This is a genomic window from Desulfohalovibrio reitneri, from assembly GCF_000711295.1.
Lineage (GTDB): Bacteria > Desulfobacterota > Desulfovibrionia > Desulfovibrionales > Desulfovibrionaceae > Desulfohalovibrio > Desulfohalovibrio reitneri.
Genome location: NZ_JOMJ01000003.1, coordinates 2,335,883 through 2,358,634, shown reverse-complemented (window position 1 = coordinate 2,358,634; position 22,752 = coordinate 2,335,883). Strand labels below are relative to the sequence as shown.

The following is a 22,752-nucleotide window of genomic DNA, read 5'->3' as shown; positions in this document are numbered from 1 at the left end:
TTGGTAAGGAGGTATGGATGAGGAAACTGCTGTTCGTCTGCTTGACGTGCGCCGCCGTGCTGGGGCTGTTCGCCCTGCCGGCCGTGTACGCCGTGGACGCCCCCGAAGACATGATGGTGACCGTGCCCGAAGGCGCCGAGAAAACCCAGGCCCCTGTGGGCTTCTCCCACAAGCGCCCCGGCCACGCCGAGTACGATTGCCAGACCTGCCACCACACCTGGGACGGCCAGGGCGAGATCAAGTCCTGTTCCGCCGAGGGCTGCCACACCGACATGAAGGCCCGCAAGGGCGGCGGCTCCTTCTACGCGGCCTTCCACGACCGCAAGAACGAAGCCTCCTGCGTCGGCTGCCACTCGAAAGAAGGCAAGGGTCCCAAAATCTGCACCGAGTGCCACCCCAGGGACTAACAACGATTCAAGACGCGGGGCCGCCGGGCGGCCCCCCTTCTTTCACCCATCCTCTCCCAGGGAGTGCCCATGCTTCCCCCTGACGAATCCGGCGACGACATCATCGAACTGACCGACCTCATCGAGGCGGGGGACGCCGAGTCCAAACAGGACTCGGGCGGCGACGAGGAGCTGGACGACCTCCTCGGCGGGGACGCTTCCGGGGAGGGAGAGGACGCCTCCCTCGACGACCTCATGGACGAACCCTCCGAAACCGACGCCTCCGGGGAGGAGTCCGCCGGGGACGAGGACATCGACCTTTCCGACCTCGACGGCCTGGACACGACCGAGGATTCCGGCGGCGAGGACGACGTGGACATGGAGGGCCTGGACGACCTGCTGGACGGCATGGGCGGCGACCAGTCCCATGCCGGAGAGGACGACATCGAAGCCATGCTCGGCGGCCAGGGCGACGAAGGCGACGTGGGCGGCGGGGACGATCTCGACGACCTGCTCGCCGGACTGGACGACGAGGACGAGGAATCATCCTCCGGCCAGAAAGAAGCCGCAGCCGGACCCGCCGGGCAGGACGACATCGACGCCCTGCTGGAAAGCGGAGCCGGTGGGGAGGAGGAACCCGCCCCGGAACAGCCCGCCGGGGAAGAACCCGCCCCGCCAGCAGGGGAAGGCGAAGACCTCGACGATTTCGACGCCCTGCTGGAGAGCATGGGCGAGGAGGAGCCGGCCGGGGAAGCGCCCGCCGCGCCTGAGCCCGGGCCGGAGCCTGAACCTGAGCCGGAGCCTGAACCACAGGTCGAGGCCAAGCCCGGGCCAGCCGGGCAGGACGACATCGACGCCCTCCTGGCCCAGGGTGCCGAGGAGGAGACGCCCGCGCCGCCTCCGGCCGAGGAGGCCGCTCCCGCGGCGGGAGCCGGGGAAGATTTCGAGGAATCCGCGCCCGAACCCGCCGGCGAAGAACCCGCCGCCGCGGAGCCTCGCCTCGAGGAGGCTGCCGGAGAAGAGCCCGGGGCCGAGTTCGACGAGGACCTGGCCGCCATCCTGGGCGACCTGGAGGCGGACGAGGAGGCGGAGGCCGCCGGTGAATCTCCCGAAGAAGCGCCCGCCGCCGACCTGCTGGCCGAGGAGGCCGCCGCGGGCGAAGAGGCCTGGGAAGAGGCCGCGCCCAAGGCTGCCGCTGAACCCGAGTCCGCAGCCGAGCCGGAAATCGAGCCGGACGTGGCCGCCATGCTGGCTGACGAGGCCGACGCGGGCGAAAAGGCCTGGGAAGCTGCCGAAAGTGATGGGGAAGCCGCCGGGGAGGCGGCTGGCGAGGAAATGGATTTCGACGACCTGGAAGTGGACGCCATGCTGGAGGGCCTGCGGGACGAGCCCGAGTCCGACGGCGAGGAAGCGCCCACCGCCGCAAGCGCAGAGCCGACCGCTGGGGTTTCCCCCGAGGTGGCCGCCGCCCTGCCCCCGGACCTGGCCGATCGGCTGGCTTCCCTGGAGCGCATCGAGGCCAAGCTCAGCGCCATCGAGGCCAAGCTGTCCTCCCCGGACCTGGACGGCCACCTCACGGCCGGCTCCCCGGCCATGGGCGAGCTGGAGGAGGCCCTGGGCGAAAGGCTGGAGCAGAGCCTGGAGGAGAAATTCGAGGGGCTGGCCGAACGCTTCCGCGAGACCATGAAGGAAGAGCTGCGGCGGGAGATCCGCGACGACATCACCGCCGAGCTGGACCACACCATCCCCAAGGCTGCGGCCCGCGTCATCCGGGAGGAGATCGCGGCCATGGCCAGGGAGCTGGACGAGGACGAATACTAGCCAGCGGACGGACCGCCAAACCGCCCGGCGCACCCGGCGCCGCCGGGCTCCGCGCCCCCTCGACTTTCCCGGCGCGCCGTGCTAGCGGCCGGACAAAAGAAGGGCGTGGTTCACGGCTATGTCCTTCTTCCCGCCCCCGCTTTGACCGACGGTCGGCCAAGGCCATTTCCCCAGGGCGGGTTTCTTGAACCCATCCGGGCCCTACGGGGCCCGATCACCAGCAGGCGCGGACATGGACAAGGAACGGCAGCTGGCCCTACAGACGGCCAAGGAAATCGTGGTCAAGTTCATCGAGGTGGGCCGTATCTCCCCGACCAACTTTTCCGACTACTTCCCGCCCATCTACGACGAGGTCCTGCGCACCCTGCAGGGCGGCAAGAACGGGGATCCAAGCGAGTCGTGAGCCGCCCCCCCGCCGAACACGGCGCGCGGGTGGCGGCCATGTTCGGCCGCATCGCCCGCGTCTACGACCCGCTCAACCGCACCCTCTCCCTGGGACAGGACGTCTGGTGGCGCAAGCGGCTGGTGGCCGCGTTGCGTCCGGAGCCCGGCCGCCCCGTGCTGGATCTGGCCTGCGGCACCCTGGACGTGGGGCTGGAATGCCGCCGCCGCTATCCGGACACCCCGGTGCTGGCCATGGACTTTTCCGAACCCATGCTGCGCCGGGGCCGCGACAAGGCCCTGGCCCGGGGCGAGATAGGCTCGGTGCTGCCCGCCCTGGCCGACGGCCGCGCCCTGCCCCTGCCTGACGAGTCCGTTGCCGCCGCCTCCATAGCCTTCGGCATCCGCAACATCCGCCCTCGCTCGGACGCCTTCGCCGAGCTGCACCGCGTACTGCGCCCCGGGGGCAGGCTGGGCGTGCTGGAGTTCGGCACCGGGCGGGCGCGCATCTGGAAGGGGGCCTACAATTTCTACCTGAACCGCGTGCTGCCCGGCGTGGGGCGGCTGGTCTCCGGCGACTCCGGGGCCTACCGCTACCTGGCGGACACCATCCGCGAGTTCCCCCCGGCGCGGGAGCTGGCCGGGGAAATGCGCCAAGCCGGGTTCGACCGGGTGGCCTGGCTGCCGCTGCTTTCCGGCATCGTCTACCTCCACGTGGCCGAAAAGGCCCCCACGGACGACGTCAGGCGCGGACCAGCCAGATGACGACCAGTCCGGCCACGATGGAAGTCAGGCCGAGCAGGCGTCGGCTCCCGGGGCGCATGGCCGCCAGGCGCAGCAGCACCTCGGGCATGCGCTCGGACCACAGGAAATAGGGCAGCCCCTCGAAAACCAGGGCCAGCCCCAAGGCGGTGAGAATCAGGGACCAGTCGATGGACATGGGCCCTCCCTACCCTCCCCGGACAAGGCTGTCCACGGCTTGAAGCACGGATTGAACTGGGGTACTGCCAAGTCCCGACACAGCAGGAGCAAGACATGATCACTTTCGAGGAACTGCGGGAACACCGCTCCCCCGTGGCCGTCGTCGGTCTGGGCTACGTGGGCCTGCCGCTGGCCGTGGCCTTGTGCAAGCACTTCAAGGTGCTGGGCTTCGACGTTTCGGCCGAGCGGGTGCGCCAACTGCGCGCCGGCGACGACCGCACCGCCGAGGTGGATTCCGAGTCCCTGGCCGGGGCGGACATCGACTACACCACCGACCCTGCGCGGTTGCGCGAGGCGGGCATGGTTGTGGTGGCCGTGCCCACGCCCATCGACTCCAACCGCCGCCCGGACCTCCACCCCGTGCGCTCCGCCTCCAAGGCGGTGGGCGGCAACCTCCGCCAGGGCGCGGTGGTGGTCTTCGAGTCCACGGTCTATCCCGGCCTCACTGAGGAGATCTGCGGTCCCATCATCGAGGAGGCCTCCGGGCTGCGCGCGGGCGAGGATTTCTTCCTGGGCTACTCACCGGAGCGCATCAATCCCGGCGACAAGATCCACACCCTGTCCACCATCGTGAAGGTGGTGGCCGGGCAGACGGATGAGACCGCCGACCTGCTGGAGCGCTTCTACGGCACGGTGGTGGAGGCGGGCATCCACCGCGCGTCCTCCATCCGGGTGGCCGAGGCGGCCAAGGTCATCGAGAACACCCAGCGCGACATCAACATCGCCCTGATGAACGAGCTGTCGCTGATCTTCGAGCGGTTGGGCATCGACACCACCGAGGTGCTCCGGGCCGCTGGCACCAAATGGAACTTCCTGCCCTTCTCGCCGGGCCTTGTGGGCGGCCACTGCATCGGCGTGGACCCCTACTACCTGACCCACAAGGCGGAGGAGACCGGCTACCACCCGCAGATGATCCTGGCGGGCCGCCGCATCAACGACTCCATGGGCAAACACGTGGCCGAGGCCTGCGTGAAGCTGCTCATCAAGAACGGGGCCATCGTCAACACCGCGCGGGTGGGCGTGCTGGGGCTGACCTTCAAGGAGAACGTGCCGGACCTGCGCAACACACGGGTCACGGACATCGTGGCGGAGCTGGAGGACTTCGGCTGCCGGGTGCTGGTGCACGACCCCCAGGCCGACCCGGTCGAGGCCCGCCACGAGTGCGGCCTGGAGCTGACGCCGCTGGAGGGCATGACCGGGCTGGACGCCCTGGTGCTGGCCGTGCCCCACCGCGAGTACCTGGCCCTGGGCACTGACGAGCTGTCCCGCTTCTACGCCGACGGCAAGGCCAGGGTGCTGCTGGACATCAAGGCCGCCCTGGACCCCGACGTCCTGCGCGCCGAAGGCTTCACCATCTGGCGGCTGTAGGACGCCCATCCGGGGACGGAGGGAGACATGCCGCTGATTCTGGCCTGCGCCACCGAGCGTGAACTGGATGCCGCCCTGGGCGGCAAAGCCCACCTGCCCGAGCGCCCCGGTGAACTGTCGGAACTGCCGGACGAGTGGCCGTGGAACGTGCTGCCCATGGCCGCGTTGATAACCGGAGTCGGCCCCTCGGCCGCGGCCTTCTCCCTGGGGCGGGCCATCGGGGAAATGGAACCGGAATCCGTGTTCGGCGTGCTCAACATGGGGCTGGGCGGCACATTTCGCCCCGAGGAGCTGCCCCTGGGCTCGTTGGCCGTGGCCACCGCCGAGTGCTTCCCCGAGTTCGGGCTGCACGGCGTGGGCGGCCTGGCCCCGGAGGGGCTGGGCTTCGGCCAGGGCCGCTGCGGGGAGGAGGAGATCTTTCAACGCCTGCCCCTGGACCCGCAACGGGCCGCCGGCGACATCGGGCTTTTCCTCCAGCCGCACTGGCCCCGCGCGGCCTTCGCCACCGTGGCCGGAGTGAGCGGCTGCCCGGAGCGGGCCGAGCTGGTGCGGCGGCGCACCGGCGCGTCCGTGGAGTCCATGGAGGGCTTCGCCCTGGCCCTGGGCTGCGCGGGACTGGGCATCCCCTTCCTGGAGGTGCGGGCCGTCTCCAACACCGTGGGGTCACGAGAGGACTGGGATCTTGAACCCGCCTTCGACGCCCTGCACACGGCCCTGGTGAGCTTGCTGTCCTGATATATCACGGCGCGCTTCTTGCCCCTGCGCCCCAGCGCGGGTAGTGTGCCGCAACCGGAAACAAAACCGCGACATGACCATGACCGCCCATTCCGAATATCTGAGCCGGGAGCTGGCCCGCATCGAGGACTTGCTGCACGCCGAAACGGACAAGCTGCAGCCGCTGGTGCAGCCCCTGACGCGCCATGTGCTCGCCGCCGGAGGCAAGCGCCTGCGCCCACTGCTGACCATCCTCTACGCCCGGGCCCTGGGGCACGGCGGGGACGACGTCTACCCCCTGGCCTGCTCCCTGGAGTTCCTGCACTCCGCCACCCTGCTGCACGACGACATCCTGGACGGCTCCTCGCTGCGGCGCGGCAAGCCCACCGCCCACGTCATCTTCAGCCGGGGCGAGACCATCCTGGCCGGGGACGTGCTGCTGGCCCTGGCCAACCGCATGGTGGCCGACTACGGCCGCCCCCGCCTGGTTTCCGTGCTCTCCGACGCGGTCATGCGCACGGTGGTGGGCGAGATCGAGGAGATCATGTCCGGCGGCGAGGGCGACCTGAGCCTGGACCGCTACATGGAGATCATCACCGGCAAGACCGCCTATCTCATCCAGGCCGCTGGCCAGGCCGGGGCCATCCTGGCCGGGGCGGACGAGGAGCAGGTAACCGCCGCCGGGGAGTTTGGCCTGAACATGGGCATCGCCTTCCAGCTTGTGGACGATGCACTGGACTACGCCTCACCGCCCGAGGTAAGCGGCAAGCCGCGCGGGGCGGACCTGCGCGAAGGCAAGCTGACCATGCCGCTGCTGCTTCTGGCCGAGACCAGGCCGGACAAGGAACGGCGCGCCCTGCTGGAGCGCGTCGCCGAGCGCGCCCTGGGCGAGGAGGAGATCGAGGCCGTGGTGGGCGACGTCCTGGAGGGGGGCTACGACGCCAAGACGCGCGACTTCGCCGCAGGCTACGCGGAAAAGGCCAGGGACGCCCTGGGCCTTCTCCCCGAGTGCACCGAGCGGGCCATTCTGGAGCAATCTTTGGATCTGGTCTTAACCCGGGAGAAGTAGCCTCCGATATGGGGGCAAGGGGGAGTTCCCGCGCCATGCAAACCGAACTCTTCACGTCCCTGAACGACTGCCTGCAAAAGGCCTTTCCGCCGGTGACTACCCGGCTCATCCAAGAGGCGGTCAAGGACAAGCCGGACTTCGCCGCCCTGGCCGAGGTCATCCGCATGGACCCGGTGCTGGCCGCCGCGGTCCTCGGCCTGGTCAACTCCCCCTTCTACTCCCTCTCCCAGCGCTGCACCGACCTGCAGCGCGCCGCCGTGGTGCTGGGCAGCAAGGAAATCCTCAAGCTGGCCCTGTCCGTGTCCTTCCACAAGAACCTCTCGGACGTGGCCCGGACCCGGGACAAGGACTCCTACGCCACCTGGCGGGTTATCGTCTGGTCGGCCATCGCCGCCGAGCTGCTGGCCGAGCGGCTGGCCCCGGGGCAGGCGGACCAGGCCTACCTCTGCGCCCTGTTCAAGGACCTCTCCCTGCTGCTCATGGACTGCGCCGCCCCGGACCTCTTCCCCGGTTCAGGGGGCAACGTCCTGGTCTGTCTGCGGCCCAACCAGCTGGACGAGGAGCGGGAACTGCTGGGCGTTGAGCACCCCGAGCTGACTAACCAGATTCTGTCCAAGCTGGGCATGGCCCCGGAGAGCTGCCCGGCCATCCCCCACCACCACGACTACGAAAACCTCGACCGCCACGACCCCATGACCCAGGCGGTCATCCTGGCCACCTGCTGGTCCGAGGCGGAACTCTCCTCGGCCGCCGACCCCTTTCCCGTACTGCGGGTGGACCAGCTGCTCAAGGCCCACGTGGGCCTGGACGAGGCCGAAATGGCCGAGTTGCGCGGCCGCTGTGTGGAACGGTTCAGGGAGATGCTCAAGACCCTGGGCATCAAGGAGAGCGCCCCGGACAAGCGCTTCTACCAGCACTCCCTGCAGGAGATGCAGCGGGCCTACTTCCTGGGCATGGACATCCTCACCGCCTCCGGCGGCCTGGGCAGGGTGGCCGGCACCATCCGCCTGCACATCGGCCCCAGGGAAATGGAACTGGCCCTGCGCGACCCCGACGGCGGCTGCTGGCGGCTCTTCAGCTACGCCGACGGCGACCGCCGGGCCCTGCAAACGGGCCGGGCGGAGGGCCGCCGCGACCTGCCCTGGTCCATCCGGGGCCGCGGCCGCGCCCTGACCGCCTCCGGCGAGGCCATCGGCGAGCTGCGCCTGCCCCGTTCCGCCGCCCTCAGCCACAACGACAACGCTTCCCTGGAGCTGTATCTGCGCTTCGCCTCCCAGTTCTTCGAGCAGTACTCCCGGCAGCAGGCGGTTCTGGAAAGCCGGGCCGGCGTCTACGAGAGCCTGCCGGTGGGCGTGGCCCGCATGGACCGCTCCGGCCGCCTGCTGGACCACAACGAGCGGCTGGCCGAGTACCTGGGGCCCCGCACCGAACACGGCGGCCTGCCCGAATCCCTGACCGAAGTACCCGGCATCTTCCAGGACCCGGAATGGCGGGCCTTTCTGCAGAACGACCGCCCCCGCATCTCCAGCTTCTTCTGCGAGTCCAGCAGAGACGCGGAACAGCCGCCCTGCCTCTACCTCTCCGCCCACAAGCGCGACGAGGACATCCTTTTCATGCTGGAGGACGTGACCGAGGTCTCCGAGCTGGAGATGCAGGCCATGAAGCAGCTGGGGTTCATGGAAACCCTGGTCTCCTCCATGCGCGACCTGGTCTTCACCCTGGACGACGAGGGAACGGTCACCTTCGCCTCACCCTCGGTGAGCCCGGAGCTGACCGGCAAGAACCTGTTCAGCATCTCCAAGCCCACCGGGCCCTACTCCGGCAAGTGGGACCCCACCTTCCTGCACGAGCCGCACACCAACACGGTGGAGGCCGTGGTCATGGTCTCCCGCGACCGCTGCCTGCGGCTGGAGCTGGTCTTCTCCCCCCTTTCCGGCGACCTCTCCGACGGCAAGAGCCACCTGGTCGTGGGCCGCGACATGACGGCCATCCGCCGCCTTGAGGAAAAACTCAAGAAGCAGGCCATGTACGACGGCCTCACCGGCCTGCTGAACCACACCCAGTTCCAGAGCGTGCTGGACCGCGAGGTGCAGCGCTCCCGCCGCACCGGCCGCGCCCTGGGCCTGATCTTCCTGGACCTGGACGACTTCAAGAAGATCAACGACACCGAGGGGCACCAGGCGGGCGACAGGGTGTTGAAGAAAGTGGGCGAGGTGCTGCTGCAGAACGTCCGCCGCGGCATGGACTTCCCCTCACGCTACGGCGGGGACGAGTTCGCCGTGGTCTACACCGAGATCACCCCCCGCCAGACCGCCATGCTGGCCCAGCGGCTGGAGGACGCCGTTCGCCGCGCCTTCGACGGCAAGTTGGGGCTCTCCGCAGGAGTGGCCCTCCTCAAGGAGGGGGAGGACTCCACCTCCCTGGTCAAGCGGGCGGACGAGGCGGCCTACACCTCCAAGTCCAAGGGCGGCCGGACCATCACCATGGCCGATTGAGCCGCGCCGCGAGGCTCCCCCTTCCGTCCGGGGCTTTCAAACCCCCCGCGCTTCTGGTACCCATCACCTCACCCGGCCCGAGCCGGGAACAGCCGCCAATTCCCAGGAGACGCCCATGCCCTTCCGCGTGCACGTCGGAGTGAAGCCCCATTTGCCTGACACAGTAGGCCGCAAGACGGCCGAAGCCGTGCGCCACGACCTGCATATCAGCCTGGATGCCGTGCGGGTGCACGCGGTCTACACCGTGGACGGCCTGCCCCCGGAACGCGCCGGGGACGTCCTGGCCCTGGCCGCCCTGCACGACCCCGTGCTGCACCAGGCTTCCACCGCCCCCCTGGACGAGCCCTTCGACTGGCTGGTGGAGGTCTCCTTCCGCCCCGGTGTCACGGACAACGAGGGCCGCACCGCCGCTTCCGTGCTGCGCGGCCTGTTCGGGGAGGAGGCCTCGGAAGTGGGGGTGTACACCTCCAGGCAGTACCTGCTGCGCGGGGCCATCGGCCGCGAGGAGGCCGGGCGCATCGGCACGGACTTGCTGGCCAACGAGCTGATCCACAAGGTCGAGGTGCGCTCCGCGGACGAGGGCGCGCCCGTGGACGTGGAGGTGCCCAAGGTAACGGCCGAAGCTGTGGAGGAAGTGGCCAGCGTGAACTTGGCCGCCATGAGCGACGAGGGGCTCATGGCCTTCTCCCGCGACAATGTGCTGGCCCTCACCCTGGAGGAGATGCGCCTCATCCGCGACCACTACGCCGCCCCGGCCACCCGGGAGAAGCGTGCCGCCCTGGGCCTGCCGGCCGAGCCCACCGACGCCGAGCTGGAGTGTCTGGCCCAGACCTGGTCCGAGCACTGCAAGCACAAGATTTTCAACGCCCGCATCGACTACCGCGACGAGGAGACGGGCGAGCGGACCCTGGTGGATTCGCTGTTCAAGACCCACATCGCCGGATCCACCGAGGCCATCCGCCAGGCCAAGGGCGAGGACGACCTCTGCCTGTCCGTGTTCAAGGACAACGCCGGGGTGTTCAAGCTCACCGACGAATGGGCCGCCTGCATCAAGGTGGAGACGCACAACTCCCCTTCGGCCCTGGACCCCTACGGCGGCGCGCTGACAGGCATCGTGGGCGTCAACCGCGACCCCATGGGCACTGGGCTGGGGGCCAACCTGCTGTGCAACACCGACGTCTTCTGCTTCGCCTCGCCCTTCTACGACCAGGAGCTGCCGCCCAGGCTGCTGCACCCGCGCCGGGTGATGGAGGGCGTGCGCGAGGGCGTGGAACACGGCGGCAACAAGTCCGGCATCCCCACGGTCAACGGCTCCATCGTCTTCGACGAGCGCTACCTGGGCAAGCCGCTGGTCTACTGCGGCACCGTGGGCATGATGCCCACCGAGATCGGCGGCCGCCCCGCCTACGAGAAATACCACAAGCCGGGCGACGCCGTGGTCATGGCTGGCGGGCGCATCGGCAAGGACGGCATCCACGGCGCCACCTTCTCCTCCGAGGAACTGCACGAGGGCTCCCCGGCCACGGCCGTGCAGATCGGCGACCCCATCACCCAGCGCAAGATGTACGACTTTCTCATGCGCGCCCGGGACCTGGGCCTGTACTCGGCCATCACGGACAACGGCGCGGGGGGGCTGTCCTCCTCCGTGGGCGAGATGGCCGAGGACACCGGCGGCGCGCGCATCGACCTGGCCCGCGCCCCGCTGAAGTACGCCGGGCTGCGCCCCTGGGAGATCCTGCTCTCCGAGGCGCAGGAGCGCATGACCCTGGCCGTGCCGCCGGAGAACCTGGACCGCTTTCTGGAGCTGGCCGGGGAGATGGACGTGGAGTGCTCCGTGCTGGGCGAGTTCACCGACTCCGGCCGCTTCGACGTCTTTTACAACGACACCCCGGTGGCCGCCCTGAACATGGAGTTTCTGCACCACGGCCTGCCCCAGATGGAGCTTTCCGCGGTCTGGAAACGCCCCCAGCGCGGCCCGGCGGAGCTGCCCGGGGACCTGGACCTCGGAGAGACCCTCAAGACCATGCTCTCGCGGCTCAACGTCTGCTCCAAGGAATCCGTGGTGCGGCAGTACGACCACGAAGTGCAAGGCGGCAGCGTCATCAAGCCCATGGTGGGCGTCGAGCGCGACGGCCCGGGCGACTCCGGGGTCATCCGCCCCCTGCTGGACTCCGAGGTGGGTCTGGCCGTGTCCCACGGCATCTGCCCCAAGTACTCCGACTTCGACACCTACGACATGATGGCCTGCGCCATCGACGAGGCGGTGCGCAACGCCGTGGCCGCCGGGGCCGACCCGGACCGGTTGGTGGGCGTGGACAACTTCTGCTGGTGCGACCCGGTGAAGAGCGAAAAGACCCCGGACGGCGAGTACAAGCTGGCCCAGCTGGTGCGGGCCTGCCGCTCCCTGGACGAGGTCTGCCGGGGCTTCGGGGTGCCCTGCATCTCCGGCAAGGACTCCATGAAGAACGACTACACCGGCGGCGGCCGCAAGATTTCCATCCCGCCAACGGTGCTCTTCTCGGTCTGCGGCATCCTGCCGGACGTCAACCGAGGCCTCTCCTCCGACTTCAAGAAACCCGGCGAGGCGATCTACCTGCTGGGCGAGACCTTTGACGAGCTGGGCGGCGGCGAACTGGCCCAGGAGCTTGGCATCACCGGCGGCACCGCCCCCAAGGTGGACGCGGCCCCCGCCCTGGCCCGCTACCGCGCCGTGCACAAGGCGGCCATGGCCGGGCTGGTCACGGCCTGCCACGACTGCTCCGACGGCGGCCTGGCCTGCTGCCTGGCGGAGATGGCTCTGGGCGGCCGCCTGGGCGCCGGGGTGGACCTGGACGACGCCCCGCGCCAGCCCGAGGACATGAGTCCGGCGGTCCTGCTCTTCAGCGAGTCCGCCTCGCGGCTGGTGGTCACGGTGCCCGCCGACCTCGCCAGCGAGTTCGAGTCCCTCTTCCAGGGTCAGGCCATGGCCAGGCTGGGAGTGGTGATCAACGAACCCAACCTCTCGATACGCCTAAAGAATATCGAACTTCTGTCCGAGAAAGCGGAGGACCTCGCGCACGCGTTCAAAAAGACCCTGCTGGAATAGGCCAGCGCGGACGCGAGTGTCCGGAAAAATCGGACGACCTGTTGCCCCATGCCTCGCTCAACCCCCGCCACGCCTACGTTTCCGGAAACTTTACCTTTTGGTGAAAGCGGGGTAGAAGCGTCGCAGTTTTCTCACAGGGAAAACGCAACCAGGAACGTCTGCACAGGGGGTCTTCCGTGATGCGACAGCTTCTCTTTCCCGGGGCCGCTTTTATCGCGGCGGTCCTCCTTGTCTTCATAGCCGGCCCGGCCCTGGGCCAGGAACAGGCCGAGTTCGTCGGCAGCCAGGCTTGCCAGGGCTGCCACCCCGACGAGTACGAGAACTTCACCACGCACTCCAAGAAGGCCACTTCGGCCGAAAGCGTGCAGATGATGGCTTCGGACCTCACCCCGGCCGAGTTGGAAAGCTGCTACGGCTGCCACACCACCGGGTATGGCCAGCCGGGCGGGTTCGTCAGCTACGAGGAAACGCCCGGAATGGGCGACGCGGGCTGCGAGGTCTGCCACGGCCCCGGCTCCCTGCACGTGGAATACGGCGGCGACCCCTCGGTCATCAAGGGCTCCCTGGCCCTGGAGGACTGCACGGGCTGCCACAACGAGGAACGGGTCGAATCCTTCGATTTCAAACCCCTGCTGTACGGCGGGGCGCACTAGGACCGGCGTATGGGATTCATCTCGCGTTCTCTCGGCGCCAAGGTCCTGCTGCTGACCTCGGCCCTGACCATCCTGGCCTTCACCGGCCTCTTCCTGGCCAACTCCCACTGGCAGCGCCAGGGGATGATGCACACCATCGAGGAGTCCTCCAAGCGCGGGGCCGAGCTGGTGCAAATGTCCATCGCCGAACCCATGCGCGTGGGCGACAACGAAGGCACCATCGAGCAGTTCCAGAAGCTGGCGGACAATTTCCCCAACACCCGCGTCCACCTGACCAACTTCAAGGGCAACATCACCTACTCCACCCATGCGGACGCCTTGCGCAGCGACATGGCCGAGGTGGAGCCCGAATCCGTGGTCTCCATGACCGAGGAGAGCCTGGCCACGGAGATGGAGAAGGGACACATCATGGACGTGCGGGGCCAGCCGGTATTCACCGAGGTGGTCTCCATTCCCAACGAGGAATCCTGCCACCACTGCCACGGTTCCTCCAAGGACATCCTCGGCTCGCTGGTCATGATCAAGGACGTCAGCAATGAGGTGGGTATCCTCAAGTCCACCCAGTTCAAGGGGGCCATCATTTCCGTGGTCGGCCTCGTCCTGCTGCTGAGCGCGCTGCTCCTTTTCATGAAGAAATCCATCGTCAACCGCATCCGCACCATCGCCCACCACACCGAGGAGGTGAACCGGGGCAAACTCGACGTCTCCTTCGACGTGGGCGGCAAGGACGAGATGGCCGACCTCTCCCACTACCTGACCAACATGATCTCGCGCATCAAGAACCAGCTGGAGTACAACCGCGGGATCCTCAACGGCATCATCGTCCCCCTGTACGTCACCGACGCCAACGAGACGCTCGAGTTCGCCAACGCCCCGCTGCTCAGCATCCTGGGCAAGAGCGAGGAGGAAGTCATCGGCGGGCACCCCTCCCAGCTGTTCTACAAGGACAAGAAGGAGGAGAGCGCCTCGGCGCGGGTGCTCAAGACCGGCACCTCCCAGTCCGGCAACCTGCGCTACACCCGCTCCGACGGGGTGGAGTTCCCACTGCACTACGAGGTCTCCCCCCTGCGGGATGCCTCGGGACAGATCGTGGGCGCCATCGGCGTGCTCATCGACCTGACCCAGGAGGAGCGCGACAAGGCCGACCTGGAGGCCCAGCGCCAGAACCTGCTGGAGGTGGCCGAGCAGGTCACCACAGTGGCCCACGAGTTGACCGATGCCTCCCAGCAGCTCTCCGGACAGATGGAGGAGCTGACACAGGGCGTGGACAACACCGCCGACCGCACCTCCCAAGTGGCCACGGCCATGGAGGAGATGAACGCCACCGTGCTGGAGGTGGCCCAGAACGCCTCATCCACCTCCGAGTCCGCGGACCAGGCCAACAAGGTGGCCCAGAAGGGCGGCGAGGAAATCCGTCAGACCGTGGAGACCACCCGGGGCGTGGCCCAGACCACCAACGCCCTGGCCGAGACCCTCAACGGCCTGTCCTCCAAGGCCGAGGACATAGGCCGGGTGCTCTCGGTGATCAACGACATCGCCGACCAGACCAACCTGCTGGCGCTCAACGCGGCCATCGAGGCCGCCCGCGCGGGCGAGGCCGGGCGCGGCTTCGCCGTGGTGGCCGACGAGGTGCGCAAGCTGGCCGAAAAGACCATGTCCGCCACCAAGGAGGTGGACGAGGTCATCTCCGAAATCCAGTCCGGCACCCGCGAGGCTGTGGACGAGATGGAGAACACCCGGCAACGGGTGGACAAGGCCTCCGACCTTGTGGAAAACTCCGGAAAGATGCTGGAGGAGATCGTCAGCCAGTCCAACTCCATGGCTGACATGGTGCGCAACATCGCCACCGCCTCCGAACAGCAGTCCTCCACGTCCGAGGAGATCAACACCAACGTGAACATGATCAACGAAACCTCGCAGGACATCTCCAAACGCATCCAGACCGCCAACCAGCGTATTCAGGACGTGGCCAGGATGGCGGAGGAGTTGAGTTCACTGGTGCAACGCTTCAAGGAGTAGCCCATGCCGCCCACCCCGCCGCTCGGCCACGGCCAGGAGCGCCGCGCGCACCCGCGCATCATCCTCAAGGCCTACGGCTTCCAGAGGGAGTGCGCCCTGCGGGGGGTCGGCGACGCCGATATCCCTGCCCTGTTGGTGGACCTCAGCCCCGGCGGGGCGCGGCTGCGGCTCAAGCGCCACGACGCGGGCCACCTCTTCACCGTGGGAACGTCCATCACCCTGCACTCCCCGCTGCGCGTGCAAAACGAGGAATTCCGCCTGGACGGCCTGGGCTGCACGGTGCGCTGGACCAACGCCCCGGAATTCGGCGTGCAGTTCGCCTCCGAACTGCCGGTGGGGGTCGGCGACCTGCAGCGCATGCTGACCGCGTAAGGCGTACTCCCTTTCCGTCCATTCCCTCATTGAAAATTCTCGCCGAGACGCTATAGTGCCTCATGGCGTCTCGTGCGTCCGCCCGTAGGCGGCGGCCGGGACGCCGAACGCGAACCGGATCGGCGGCCCGCGCCGGACGTTCCCCGGCACGGGCGAAAATCAGGAGGAAATGACAGTGGCTGAACGCTATCAAGTCTACAAATGCGATGTCTGCGGCAACATCGTCGCGGTCATGCACGGCGGTCCCGGCGACCTGGTCTGCTGCGACCAGCCCATGAAGCTCATGGAGGAAGGCACCGTGGACGCTGCCAAGGAGAAGCACGTGCCGGTCATCGAAAAGACCGCCAACGGCTTCAAGGTCAAGGTCGGCGAGGTGGCCCACCCCATGGAGGAGAAGCACTACATCGAGTGGATCGAGCTCATCGCCGACGGCAAGAGCTACCACCAGTTCCTCTCCCCGGGCGACGCCCCCGAGGCCGAGTTCTGCATCCAGGCGGCCACGGTCACGGCCCGCGAGTACTGCAACATCCACGGCCACTGGAAGGCCGAAGCCTAAGGAGAAACGACCATGCAGAAGTACGTCTGCACCATCTGCGGCTACGTCTACGACCCCGCCGAGGGCGACCCCGACAACGACATCCCCGCGGGCACCAAGTTTGAGGACCTGCCCGAGGACTGGGTCTGCCCGGTCTGCGGCGCGGGCAAGGAAGACTTCGAGCCCGAAGGCTAGATGCCGTCCGGCGGCCGGGTCCGGCCCGGCCGCCCGTTTTCTCCAGCCAATTCCAAGCGAGGTTTGTTCATGCGTCCTGTCGAAATCAAACCAGGCGTGTTTTGGGTCGGCGCGGTGGACTGGGAATCCTACGATTTCCACGGCTACGCCATCTCCCCCAGGGGCACCACCTACAACGCCTACTGCCTCAAGGGCGACAAGATCACCGTCTTCGACACGGTGAAGGAGTCCCACAAGGACGAATATTTCTGCAACGTGGCCAACGTGGCCGGCGGCCTGGAGAACGTGGACTACATGGTGGTCAACCACCTGGAGCCGGACCACTCCGGCTGCCTGGTGGAAGCCGTGGAGCGCATGAAGCCGGAGAAGATCTACGTCTCCAAGATGGGCGTGAAGTCCCTGGCGCGCATCCACCACAAGGGCAAGGAGGACTGGCCCATCGAGGTCTGCGAGTCCGGCACCGAGGTGGACCTGGGCGGCCACACCATGCAGTTCCTGGAAACGCGCATGCTGCACTGGCCGGACAACATGGCCACCTACCTGCCCGGCTCCAAGCTGCTCATCTCCTCGGACGCCTTCGGCCAGAACTGGGCCACCTCCGAGCGCTTCGTGGACGAGGTGGACCGCCCCACCCTGGAGCACCTCCTCGGCGAGTACTTCGCCAACATCGTCCAGCCCTACTCCCCCATCGTCATCAAGACCCTGGACAAGCTGGCGGAGCTGAACCTGGACGTGGACATGATCGCCCCGGACCACGGGCTGATCTACCGCACCAAGGAGGACTGCGCCTGGGTCATGGACCGCTACCGCGAGTACGCCACGGCCAAGCCGACCAAGCGCGCCCTCATCATCTACGACACCATGTGGTACGCCACCGAGCAGATGGCCCACTCCATCGCCGACGGCCTCAAGGAGGAGGGCGTGGACGTGCGCGTCATGCACCTCAAGCAGCACCACCACTCCACCGTCATGACCGAGCTGCTGCGCTCGGGCGCCGTCTGCATGGGCTCGCCCACGCACAACAACGGCATCCTGCCCAGCGTGGCCGGGATGATGCAGTACATGAAGGGGCTTAAGCCCCAGAACAAGGTGGCCGGCGTGTTCGGCTCCTTCGGCTGGTCCGGCGAGTCGGTCAAGGTGCTGCGCGAATGGGCCGAGTCCATGAACATGGACGTGGTGGACGACCCCGTGAAGGTCCAGTACCAACCCACCCACGACGACGCCAAAACCTGCTTCGAATACGGCAAAAAGATCGCCCAGTCCCTCAAGGAAAAGATCGCGGGCTTCGAGGGGTAGGAGGGCGAAGACAACCAACGCGAGCTAAGAAAGGCCGCATCCACCGGGGGTGCGGCCTTCTTTCTTGGTCCTTCCGGGATTTCAGTGGGTGGCTCCGGTTTTGCAGGCCGGATAGAGGTCCAATCCACCACAGAAGAAGTAGATCGCCGTCTTGAAGTGCTCTTTGTTCCTGTAGCCGCAAGCTCGGCGTTTGATTGCCATGATCTTGCTGTTCAGTCCCTCGGCCACGGCGTTGGTGATTCGATGCCGGCAAAAGGTCACCACGTTGTCCATGTGAGCTCTCAAGGTCTGGGCCACCTTCTTCATCGGCGTGATCCGGGATCGCGTGGCCCAACCGCACCATTTCTCCAGGAACCTCTTTGCCCAGCCAGGGCTCATGTAGCCCCACAGATCCTGCAGGCTTTCCTTCATGGCCCAGGCTTTGGCCGTCTTCAGGTTGGCCTGCTTGAGGTCATCGAACCGAGGTCTGTGCTTATCCGGCAGACGGCTTTCGCCGTAAAGCCACAGGTATCTGGTGCCCTTGAGGATTGACTCCCCTTCGGCCATCAGGGCCTTGTGTTCCTGACGCCGGACAGTGTCCACCGCTTTCCCCACGTGTTGCATGACGTGGAAACGGTCAAAGACGATTTTCCGGCTTGCCTCAGGGATCCACTTCATAGTGGCCGAAAAATACGGCTGCCACATGTCCATGCTCACGGCCCGCACTGCTTCCAGCTGCTCGCTACTCAGGCTTTGATAATACGCCTCGAGGCTCGCCGTTCGGCGATCTTCAGCAACATGCTCAACTGTGCCCCTCATCAGATCGCAGACGACGGTCATGTACTTGTGTCCCTTGCGGAAAGCCTTCTCGTCCACCCCGAGGTAGTGGATATTGCGCTGTTCCTTGCGGCTCAAGCCTCTTTTGACGGCTCGTTCCATGATCCCCCAGGTCTCGTCCCAGGAAATACGCAACAGCCTGCGTGCACCTTCGATGGTCGAACAGGCCGTAATCACGTCAATGGCCATGCGCTCCATGAGCAGGGTGAAACGAGAATGGGGAGCGGCCCAGGGGACCTGTGCTTGGCGTACGCCGTGATCAGGACAGTTAACTCGTGGAATACGTGCATGAAGAAATGTCTTGAACTGGCAGGTATCTAGATGTCTCCATGTCCGTTCTTCGGCATGATCCCGGCAAGCCAACTCTCGCCCGCACTCTGGGCAAGACCAAAGAGCGCCAGGCTCATGATCGATCCACACATCCACTCGCCCAGCCCCAGTCTGGAGCTTCACGTCATCCACATGCCAGGGGTGGTCAATGCCAAGAATCTGAGCATAGAAATCGATGTCCCTCATGAGCAATGTCTCCTCTAGAACAGAGGACTACCTCAGGCTGCTACCCACGACAATTCCGGAAGAACCTCTTTCTTAAAACGTACGAAAGATCGAAATCACCTATATGCCCACAGGTTTATCCAACTTTGTAAATTTGATCTTGGTCTTTATATATTGTTATAGGGCCATCCTCTGAAACCTTTATAGTAGTGCCGTAAACCGATCCAGCAATGGCTGCACTTGTTCGTCCACCGCCACCTGATTCAGAGTTAGACAGTCCAGTGTTTACAATCGCATTGAAATCCATTATTTTACTAAACCTATTATCCAAAATAGTCATTCCATCCGTTGACAGTATCCTCATCATCTCACCAGTTTCACACAAACGTTTTAGATCATTGCCGACAACACACCCCCTCATAGCGCTACGCATTCCTGTCTCACTTGATGTGTGTCGAACAACAAGGTCTTTTAAATCAGCGTTATTATCATCCACAATCAGAATAACTGTCCCCTTTTTTATCTTTGACATAGAATACAGAACCTTCCAAGGTTCAATAGTGCTGTATCCTGGTGATACAACAGAATTGATCAAATCACAGTCGATAAAGTACCAACGCCCTTTCCTAAACAATAATCGAAAACTATCGTCAACAAATAATTCCAAATCTGCACTCCCAGTAACCCCAATATAAAACAAAATCTCCCCATCATCATCAACATAATCCTCAATGCAAGAGCTCGTAATATTTCTAAAATTATCGTATTCGCTAGAAAGAACGTTCAAAAAACCATAAACATTTAAGCTAGTATCACACATATAGAATGAATCAACGCCATTAACATACCTCCAAAAAGCGCTGTCTCCAATTAACTCTTGATTTATGGAAACGCTACTTGATGCAGGTACAAGTTCATATTTTGTATTCCCTATTTTGTATTCTTTTTGTTCAATGTCCCTTGAAGGTGTCACTAAGCAACCGATTTTTACCTGTTCTCCTTCGTATTTTTCATAGCTCAGCAACTTGAAGTATTGAATTAGGCGGTGGATATTTAAAAAGTTTCTCCTGGAATCAGAAACAAACCGAGATACACCTATGTCAAAAACAGACGAGGTGATTGCAGTTTGCATATACTGGTGGGCAACACCTCTCGTTTTCCATTGCTTATCCAGCCTATCGTAGCTATCTATTACTATTCTAATAAACTTCTTCTCATTTGTAGTGAAATCCACTTTTCTGGAAAATCGAATTACTACATCCCATCTTTCCAGTTCATAAACACCATTACTTCTTTTCAATGCTCCAGAATGACGAGTCAGAAATGTAGAAGTACATCCGAGGGCTGTCCCAAGACGATTCAAGACAAACCGAGCAGAAAATGGAATTGACACTTGCACCTCACCCTTTACTTTAACCACTTAAAGTGGCCTAGCTATATGGATTTACAATGATAGTCAATACTATACTTTACTTCCAATGAAGCTCATCCGGTTTGACCGCTTTTTGAATGTTGCCTTACTTTAAGCTGGTTTGTTCCCTCTTCCCTACCCACCCCCCACATATTTCCCCGCCCCGGTTGCCATTTTTTCGGCGGGCGGGTATTTCGGTGGACAAAGTCCGCTATAACGTCATTCAGGGGGCGCCAAATGGAAGAAGCGTTGCTTTTGTCACGGCTGCAGTTCGCCGCAGCCACCATGTTCCACTTTCTGTTCGTGCCGGTCACCCTGGGGCTTTCCCTGCTGGTGGCCATTTACGAGACCAAGTACGTGCGCACCGGGGACGAGACCTGGCTGCGCATGACCAAGTTCTGGGGAAAGATATTCCTCATCCTCTTCGCCGTGGGCGTGGTCACCGGCATCACCCTGGAGTTCCAGTTCGGCACCAACTGGTCCCGCTACTCCGCCTACGTGGGCGACATCTTCGGCTCGCTGCTGGCCATTGAGGCCACGGCCGCCTTCTTCCTGGAATCCACCTTCATCGGCGTCTGGGTCTTCGGCTGGAAGAAACTCTCCAAGAAGGCCCACATGATGGTCATGTGGCTGGTCTTCCTGGGCTCCAACCTCTCGGCCATCTGGATCATCCTGGCCAACGGCTTCATGCAGAACCCCGTTGGCTACGTGATGCGCAACGGCCGCGCCGAGCTGGCGGACTTCGGCGCCGTGCTGACCAACTCCTTCGCCTGGCAGCAGTTCTTCCACACCATCGCCGGGGCCTACATGCTTTCTGCCATGTTCGTCATGGGCATCTCCGCCTACCACTTGCTGCGCAAGCAGCACATCGACTTCTTCACCCGCTCCTTCAAGATGGCCCTGCCCCTGGGCCTCATCGCCGCCCTCTTCCTGGCCGGACAGGGCCACATCCACGGCAACGAGGTGGCCCACAAGCAGCCAGCCAAGCTGGCGGCCATGGAGTCCCACTGGGAGACCTCCAAGCCCGCGGCCATGCACCTGCTGGTCATTCCGGACGAGGAGAACGAGCGGAACCTGGTGGAAGCCATCAGAATCCCCTCCCTGCTCTCCCTGCTGGCCTTCAACGACCCCTCGGCCGAAGTGAAAGGCCTGCTGGACTACCCCAAGGAGGACCGGCCGCCCGTGGCCATCACCTTCTACTCCTTCCGCATCATGGTCGGCCTGGGCGGGCTGTTCATCCTGCTGATGGGCGCGGCCTGGCTGTACCGCAACCGCCTCACGGAAAAACCGTGGCTGCTGCGATCGCTCATATGGGCCATACCGCTGCCCTTCATCGCCATCCAGGCGGGCTGGGTGGTGGCCGAGGTGGGACGCCAGCCGTGGATCGTGTACGGCATGATGCGCACCGCCGACGCCCACTCGCCAGCCGTGGTCCCGGGCCAGATCTGGTTCTCCATGATCGTCATGTGCGCCCTGTACGCGGTGCTGGGGCTGGCGGGCTTCGGCCTGACCGCCCACTACGCCCGCAAAGGCCCCGAAAACCACAAGTCCTAAAGGGGGATGTGAAAGATGCTGCCTGAAATCTGGTTCTTCCTCTGGGGACTGCTCTGGGCCGTCTACTTCATGCTCGACGGCTTCGACCTGGGCGCGGGCACGCTCATGCCCTTCCTGGCCAAGAACGACGAGGAAAAACGCTACGTCATCAACGCCGCCGGCCCCTTCTGGGACGGCAACGAGGTCTGGCTCATCGCCGCGGGCGGCGTGACCTTCGCCGCCTTCCCGCAGGTGTACGCCACCATGTTCTCCGGCCTCTACACCGCGCTCATGCTGCTGCTCTTCGGCCTCATCATCCGGGCCGTCTCCTTCGAGTTCCGTTCCAAGCTCACCGGCAAAGGCTGGCGCAAACTCTGGGACACCTGCCAGTTCGTCGGCTCCGTGGTCCCGGCCGTGCTGCTGGGCGTGGCCTTCGCCAACATCTTCCAGGGCCTGCCCATCGACAGCCAGGGCATCGTGCGCGGCGGCATCCTGGACCTCATCAACCCCTACGGCCTGGCCGGAGGCATCCTCTTCCTGGTGCTCTTCCTGGTGCACGGCGCCATCTGGCTGGCCATCCGCACCTCCGGGCCGCTGCACGAACGCGCCGCCCACACGGCCGTCTACCTCTGGCCAGTGCAGGTCTTCGCCATCCTCGGCTTCCTGGCCATGTCCGCGGCCACCACGGACCTCTTCGCCAACTACCTGCAAACCCCGGCCCTGTTCCTGGTGCTGCTGGTTCCCGTGCTGGGCCTCATCGCCGCCCGCGTCTACATGGGCACGGAACAATGGTGGAAAGCCTGGGCGTGCTCGGCCGCCGTCATCGTGGGCTGCGCCTTCTTCGGCATCATCGGCCTCTTCCCGCGCCTGCTGCCCTCCACCATCAACCCCGCCTACTCCCTGACCACGGCCAACGCCTCCTCATCGGACCTCACCCTGTCCATCATGCTCGGCGTCACCCTGGTATTCATACCCATCGTCATCTTCTACCAGGCCTGGACCTACAAAAACTTCGCCCACCGCATGGACGAAGACGACTTGGCCTACGAAGAAGCCTACTAGGCGGAAAAGACAAAGAGAGTGTGAAATACGCCCGTGCCCGGCGAAACGCCGGGCACGGGCGTTCT

The 22,752-nt window shown here is 64.9% G+C and carries 20 protein-coding genes; 17 read left to right on the top strand and 3 right to left on the bottom strand.

The features are described 5' to 3' along the window. The first annotated feature begins 17 nt into the window (after positions 1–17). The 4 genes from N911_RS0111730 (at position 18) to N911_RS0111715 (ending at position 3,353) form a co-directional block, all read left to right on the top strand. Positions 18–407 carry a cytochrome c3 family protein gene (locus N911_RS0111730; RefSeq protein WP_029897356.1) on the top strand — a complete coding sequence of 130 codons (390 nt, stop codon included), beginning with the start codon at positions 18–20 and terminating at the stop codon, positions 405–407. Between the two features lie 69 nt (positions 408–476). Next, positions 477–2,207, top strand: a complete 1,731-nt coding sequence (locus tag N911_RS17650) for a hypothetical protein (protein WP_051694244.1) — start codon at positions 477–479, stop codon at positions 2,205–2,207. A 232-nt stretch (positions 2,208–2,439) separates the two neighbouring features. Continuing rightward, on the top strand, positions 2,440–2,610 hold the full coding sequence (locus tag N911_RS18635) for a hypothetical protein (protein WP_202593867.1): 171 nt from the start codon (positions 2,440–2,442) through the stop codon (positions 2,608–2,610). A gap of 38 nt (positions 2,611–2,648) precedes the next feature. Continuing rightward, positions 2,649–3,353, top strand: coding sequence for a ubiquinone/menaquinone biosynthesis methyltransferase (locus N911_RS0111715; protein WP_081859237.1), 705 nt, complete (start codon positions 2,649–2,651; stop codon positions 3,351–3,353). Here N911_RS0111715 and N911_RS0111710 read toward each other — a convergent pair. Next, positions 3,331–3,528, bottom strand: coding sequence for a DUF2065 domain-containing protein (locus N911_RS0111710; protein ID WP_029897350.1), 198 nt, complete (start codon positions 3,526–3,528; stop codon positions 3,331–3,333). The two genes, N911_RS0111715 and N911_RS0111710, sit on opposite strands and share 23 nt — an antisense overlap. A 95-nt stretch (positions 3,529–3,623) precedes the next feature. Between N911_RS0111710 and N911_RS0111705 the strand changes: the two genes are divergently transcribed. From N911_RS0111705 to N911_RS0111655, 11 genes are all read left to right on the top strand, one after another. Next, positions 3,624–4,937: a nucleotide sugar dehydrogenase gene (locus N911_RS0111705; protein WP_029897348.1), complete on the top strand. Its 1,314-nt coding sequence runs from the start codon at positions 3,624–3,626 to the stop codon at positions 4,935–4,937. 27 nt (positions 4,938–4,964) lie between these two features. Beyond that, a complete protein-coding gene (mqnB, locus tag N911_RS0111700) occupies positions 4,965–5,672 on the top strand; it encodes a futalosine hydrolase (protein ID WP_029897345.1) in 708 nt (235 codons plus the stop codon). Between the two features lie 79 nt (positions 5,673–5,751). Further along, complete coding sequence (locus N911_RS0111695) at positions 5,752–6,720, top strand: polyprenyl synthetase family protein (RefSeq protein ID WP_029897343.1); 969 nt, start codon at positions 5,752–5,754, stop codon at positions 6,718–6,720. A 35-nt stretch (positions 6,721–6,755) separates the two neighbouring features. Then, positions 6,756–9,215 carry a sensor domain-containing diguanylate cyclase gene (locus N911_RS0111690; RefSeq protein WP_029897341.1) on the top strand — a complete coding sequence of 820 codons (2,460 nt, stop codon included), beginning with the start codon at positions 6,756–6,758 and terminating at the stop codon, positions 9,213–9,215. Between the two features lie 115 nt (positions 9,216–9,330). Next, positions 9,331–12,300, top strand: coding sequence for an AIR synthase-related protein (locus N911_RS0111685; RefSeq protein ID WP_029897336.1), 2,970 nt, complete (start codon positions 9,331–9,333; stop codon positions 12,298–12,300). 179 nt (positions 12,301–12,479) lie between these two features. Beyond that, positions 12,480–12,953 (top strand): cytochrome c family protein, encoded by a 474-nt coding sequence (locus tag N911_RS0111680; protein ID WP_029897335.1) that lies wholly within the window; start codon positions 12,480–12,482, stop codon positions 12,951–12,953. Positions 12,954–12,962: 9 nt separating this feature from the next. After that, entirely contained in the window at positions 12,963–14,972 is a 2,010-nt protein-coding gene (locus N911_RS0111675; RefSeq protein ID WP_029897333.1) for a methyl-accepting chemotaxis protein, read from the top strand. A 3-nt stretch (positions 14,973–14,975) separates the two neighbouring features. Further along, on the top strand, positions 14,976–15,344 hold the full coding sequence (locus N911_RS0111670) for a PilZ domain-containing protein (protein ID WP_029897332.1): 369 nt from the start codon (positions 14,976–14,978) through the stop codon (positions 15,342–15,344). Between the two features lie 175 nt (positions 15,345–15,519). Then, entirely contained in the window at positions 15,520–15,900 is a 381-nt protein-coding gene (locus N911_RS0111665; RefSeq protein WP_029897330.1) for a desulfoferrodoxin, read from the top strand. A gap of 12 nt (positions 15,901–15,912) precedes the next feature. Beyond that, positions 15,913–16,074, top strand: a complete 162-nt coding sequence (gene rd, locus N911_RS18080; protein ID WP_081859173.1) for a rubredoxin — start codon at positions 15,913–15,915, stop codon at positions 16,072–16,074. A 69-nt stretch (positions 16,075–16,143) separates the two neighbouring features. Continuing rightward, on the top strand, positions 16,144–17,370 hold the full coding sequence (locus N911_RS0111655) for an FprA family A-type flavoprotein (protein ID WP_029897328.1): 1,227 nt from the start codon (positions 16,144–16,146) through the stop codon (positions 17,368–17,370). A gap of 81 nt (positions 17,371–17,451) precedes the next feature. Here N911_RS0111655 and N911_RS0111650 read toward each other — a convergent pair whose 3' ends face one another. Beyond that, entirely contained in the window at positions 17,452–18,702 is a 1,251-nt protein-coding gene (locus N911_RS0111650) for an ISL3 family transposase (protein WP_029893407.1), read from the bottom strand. 115 nt (positions 18,703–18,817) lie between these two features. Further along, complete coding sequence (locus N911_RS18310) at positions 18,818–20,101, bottom strand: hypothetical protein (protein WP_138774392.1); 1,284 nt, start codon at positions 20,099–20,101, stop codon at positions 18,818–18,820. Between the two features lie 228 nt (positions 20,102–20,329). On the opposite strand from N911_RS18310, the gene N911_RS0111645 reads away from it, so the two are divergent. Beyond that, entirely contained in the window at positions 20,330–21,646 is a 1,317-nt protein-coding gene (locus tag N911_RS0111645) for a cytochrome ubiquinol oxidase subunit I (RefSeq protein ID WP_029897326.1), read from the top strand. Between the two features lie 15 nt (positions 21,647–21,661). Next, positions 21,662–22,687, top strand: a complete 1,026-nt coding sequence (gene cydB / locus N911_RS0111640; RefSeq protein WP_029897324.1) for a cytochrome d ubiquinol oxidase subunit II — start codon at positions 21,662–21,664, stop codon at positions 22,685–22,687. Positions 22,688–22,752: the final 65 nt, after the last annotated feature.

Coding starts and splice junctions, on each gene's coding strand:
- N911_RS0111730 (WP_029897356.1), top strand. CDS start 18: ATGAGGAAACTGCTGTTCGTCTGCTTGACGTGCGCCGCCGTGCTGGGG.
- N911_RS17650 (WP_051694244.1), top strand. CDS start 477: ATGCTTCCCCCTGACGAATCCGGCGACGACATCATCGAACTGACCGAC.
- N911_RS18635 (WP_202593867.1), top strand. CDS start 2,440: ATGGACAAGGAACGGCAGCTGGCCCTACAGACGGCCAAGGAAATCGTG.
- N911_RS0111715 (WP_081859237.1), top strand. CDS start 2,649: ATGTTCGGCCGCATCGCCCGCGTCTACGACCCGCTCAACCGCACCCTC.
- N911_RS0111710 (WP_029897350.1), bottom strand. CDS start 3,528: ATGTCCATCGACTGGTCCCTGATTCTCACCGCCTTGGGGCTGGCCCTG.
- N911_RS0111705 (WP_029897348.1), top strand. CDS start 3,624: ATGATCACTTTCGAGGAACTGCGGGAACACCGCTCCCCCGTGGCCGTC.
- mqnB (WP_029897345.1), top strand. CDS start 4,965: ATGCCGCTGATTCTGGCCTGCGCCACCGAGCGTGAACTGGATGCCGCC.
- N911_RS0111695 (WP_029897343.1), top strand. CDS start 5,752: ATGACCGCCCATTCCGAATATCTGAGCCGGGAGCTGGCCCGCATCGAG.
- N911_RS0111690 (WP_029897341.1), top strand. CDS start 6,756: ATGCAAACCGAACTCTTCACGTCCCTGAACGACTGCCTGCAAAAGGCC.
- N911_RS0111685 (WP_029897336.1), top strand. CDS start 9,331: ATGCCCTTCCGCGTGCACGTCGGAGTGAAGCCCCATTTGCCTGACACA.
- N911_RS0111680 (WP_029897335.1), top strand. CDS start 12,480: ATGCGACAGCTTCTCTTTCCCGGGGCCGCTTTTATCGCGGCGGTCCTC.
- N911_RS0111675 (WP_029897333.1), top strand. CDS start 12,963: ATGGGATTCATCTCGCGTTCTCTCGGCGCCAAGGTCCTGCTGCTGACC.
- N911_RS0111670 (WP_029897332.1), top strand. CDS start 14,976: ATGCCGCCCACCCCGCCGCTCGGCCACGGCCAGGAGCGCCGCGCGCAC.
- rd (WP_081859173.1), top strand. CDS start 15,913: ATGCAGAAGTACGTCTGCACCATCTGCGGCTACGTCTACGACCCCGCC.
- N911_RS0111655 (WP_029897328.1), top strand. CDS start 16,144: ATGCGTCCTGTCGAAATCAAACCAGGCGTGTTTTGGGTCGGCGCGGTG.
- N911_RS0111650 (WP_029893407.1), bottom strand. CDS start 18,702: ATGAGGGACATCGATTTCTATGCTCAGATTCTTGGCATTGACCACCCC.
- N911_RS0111645 (WP_029897326.1), top strand. CDS start 20,330: ATGGAAGAAGCGTTGCTTTTGTCACGGCTGCAGTTCGCCGCAGCCACC.
- cydB (WP_029897324.1), top strand. CDS start 21,662: ATGCTGCCTGAAATCTGGTTCTTCCTCTGGGGACTGCTCTGGGCCGTC.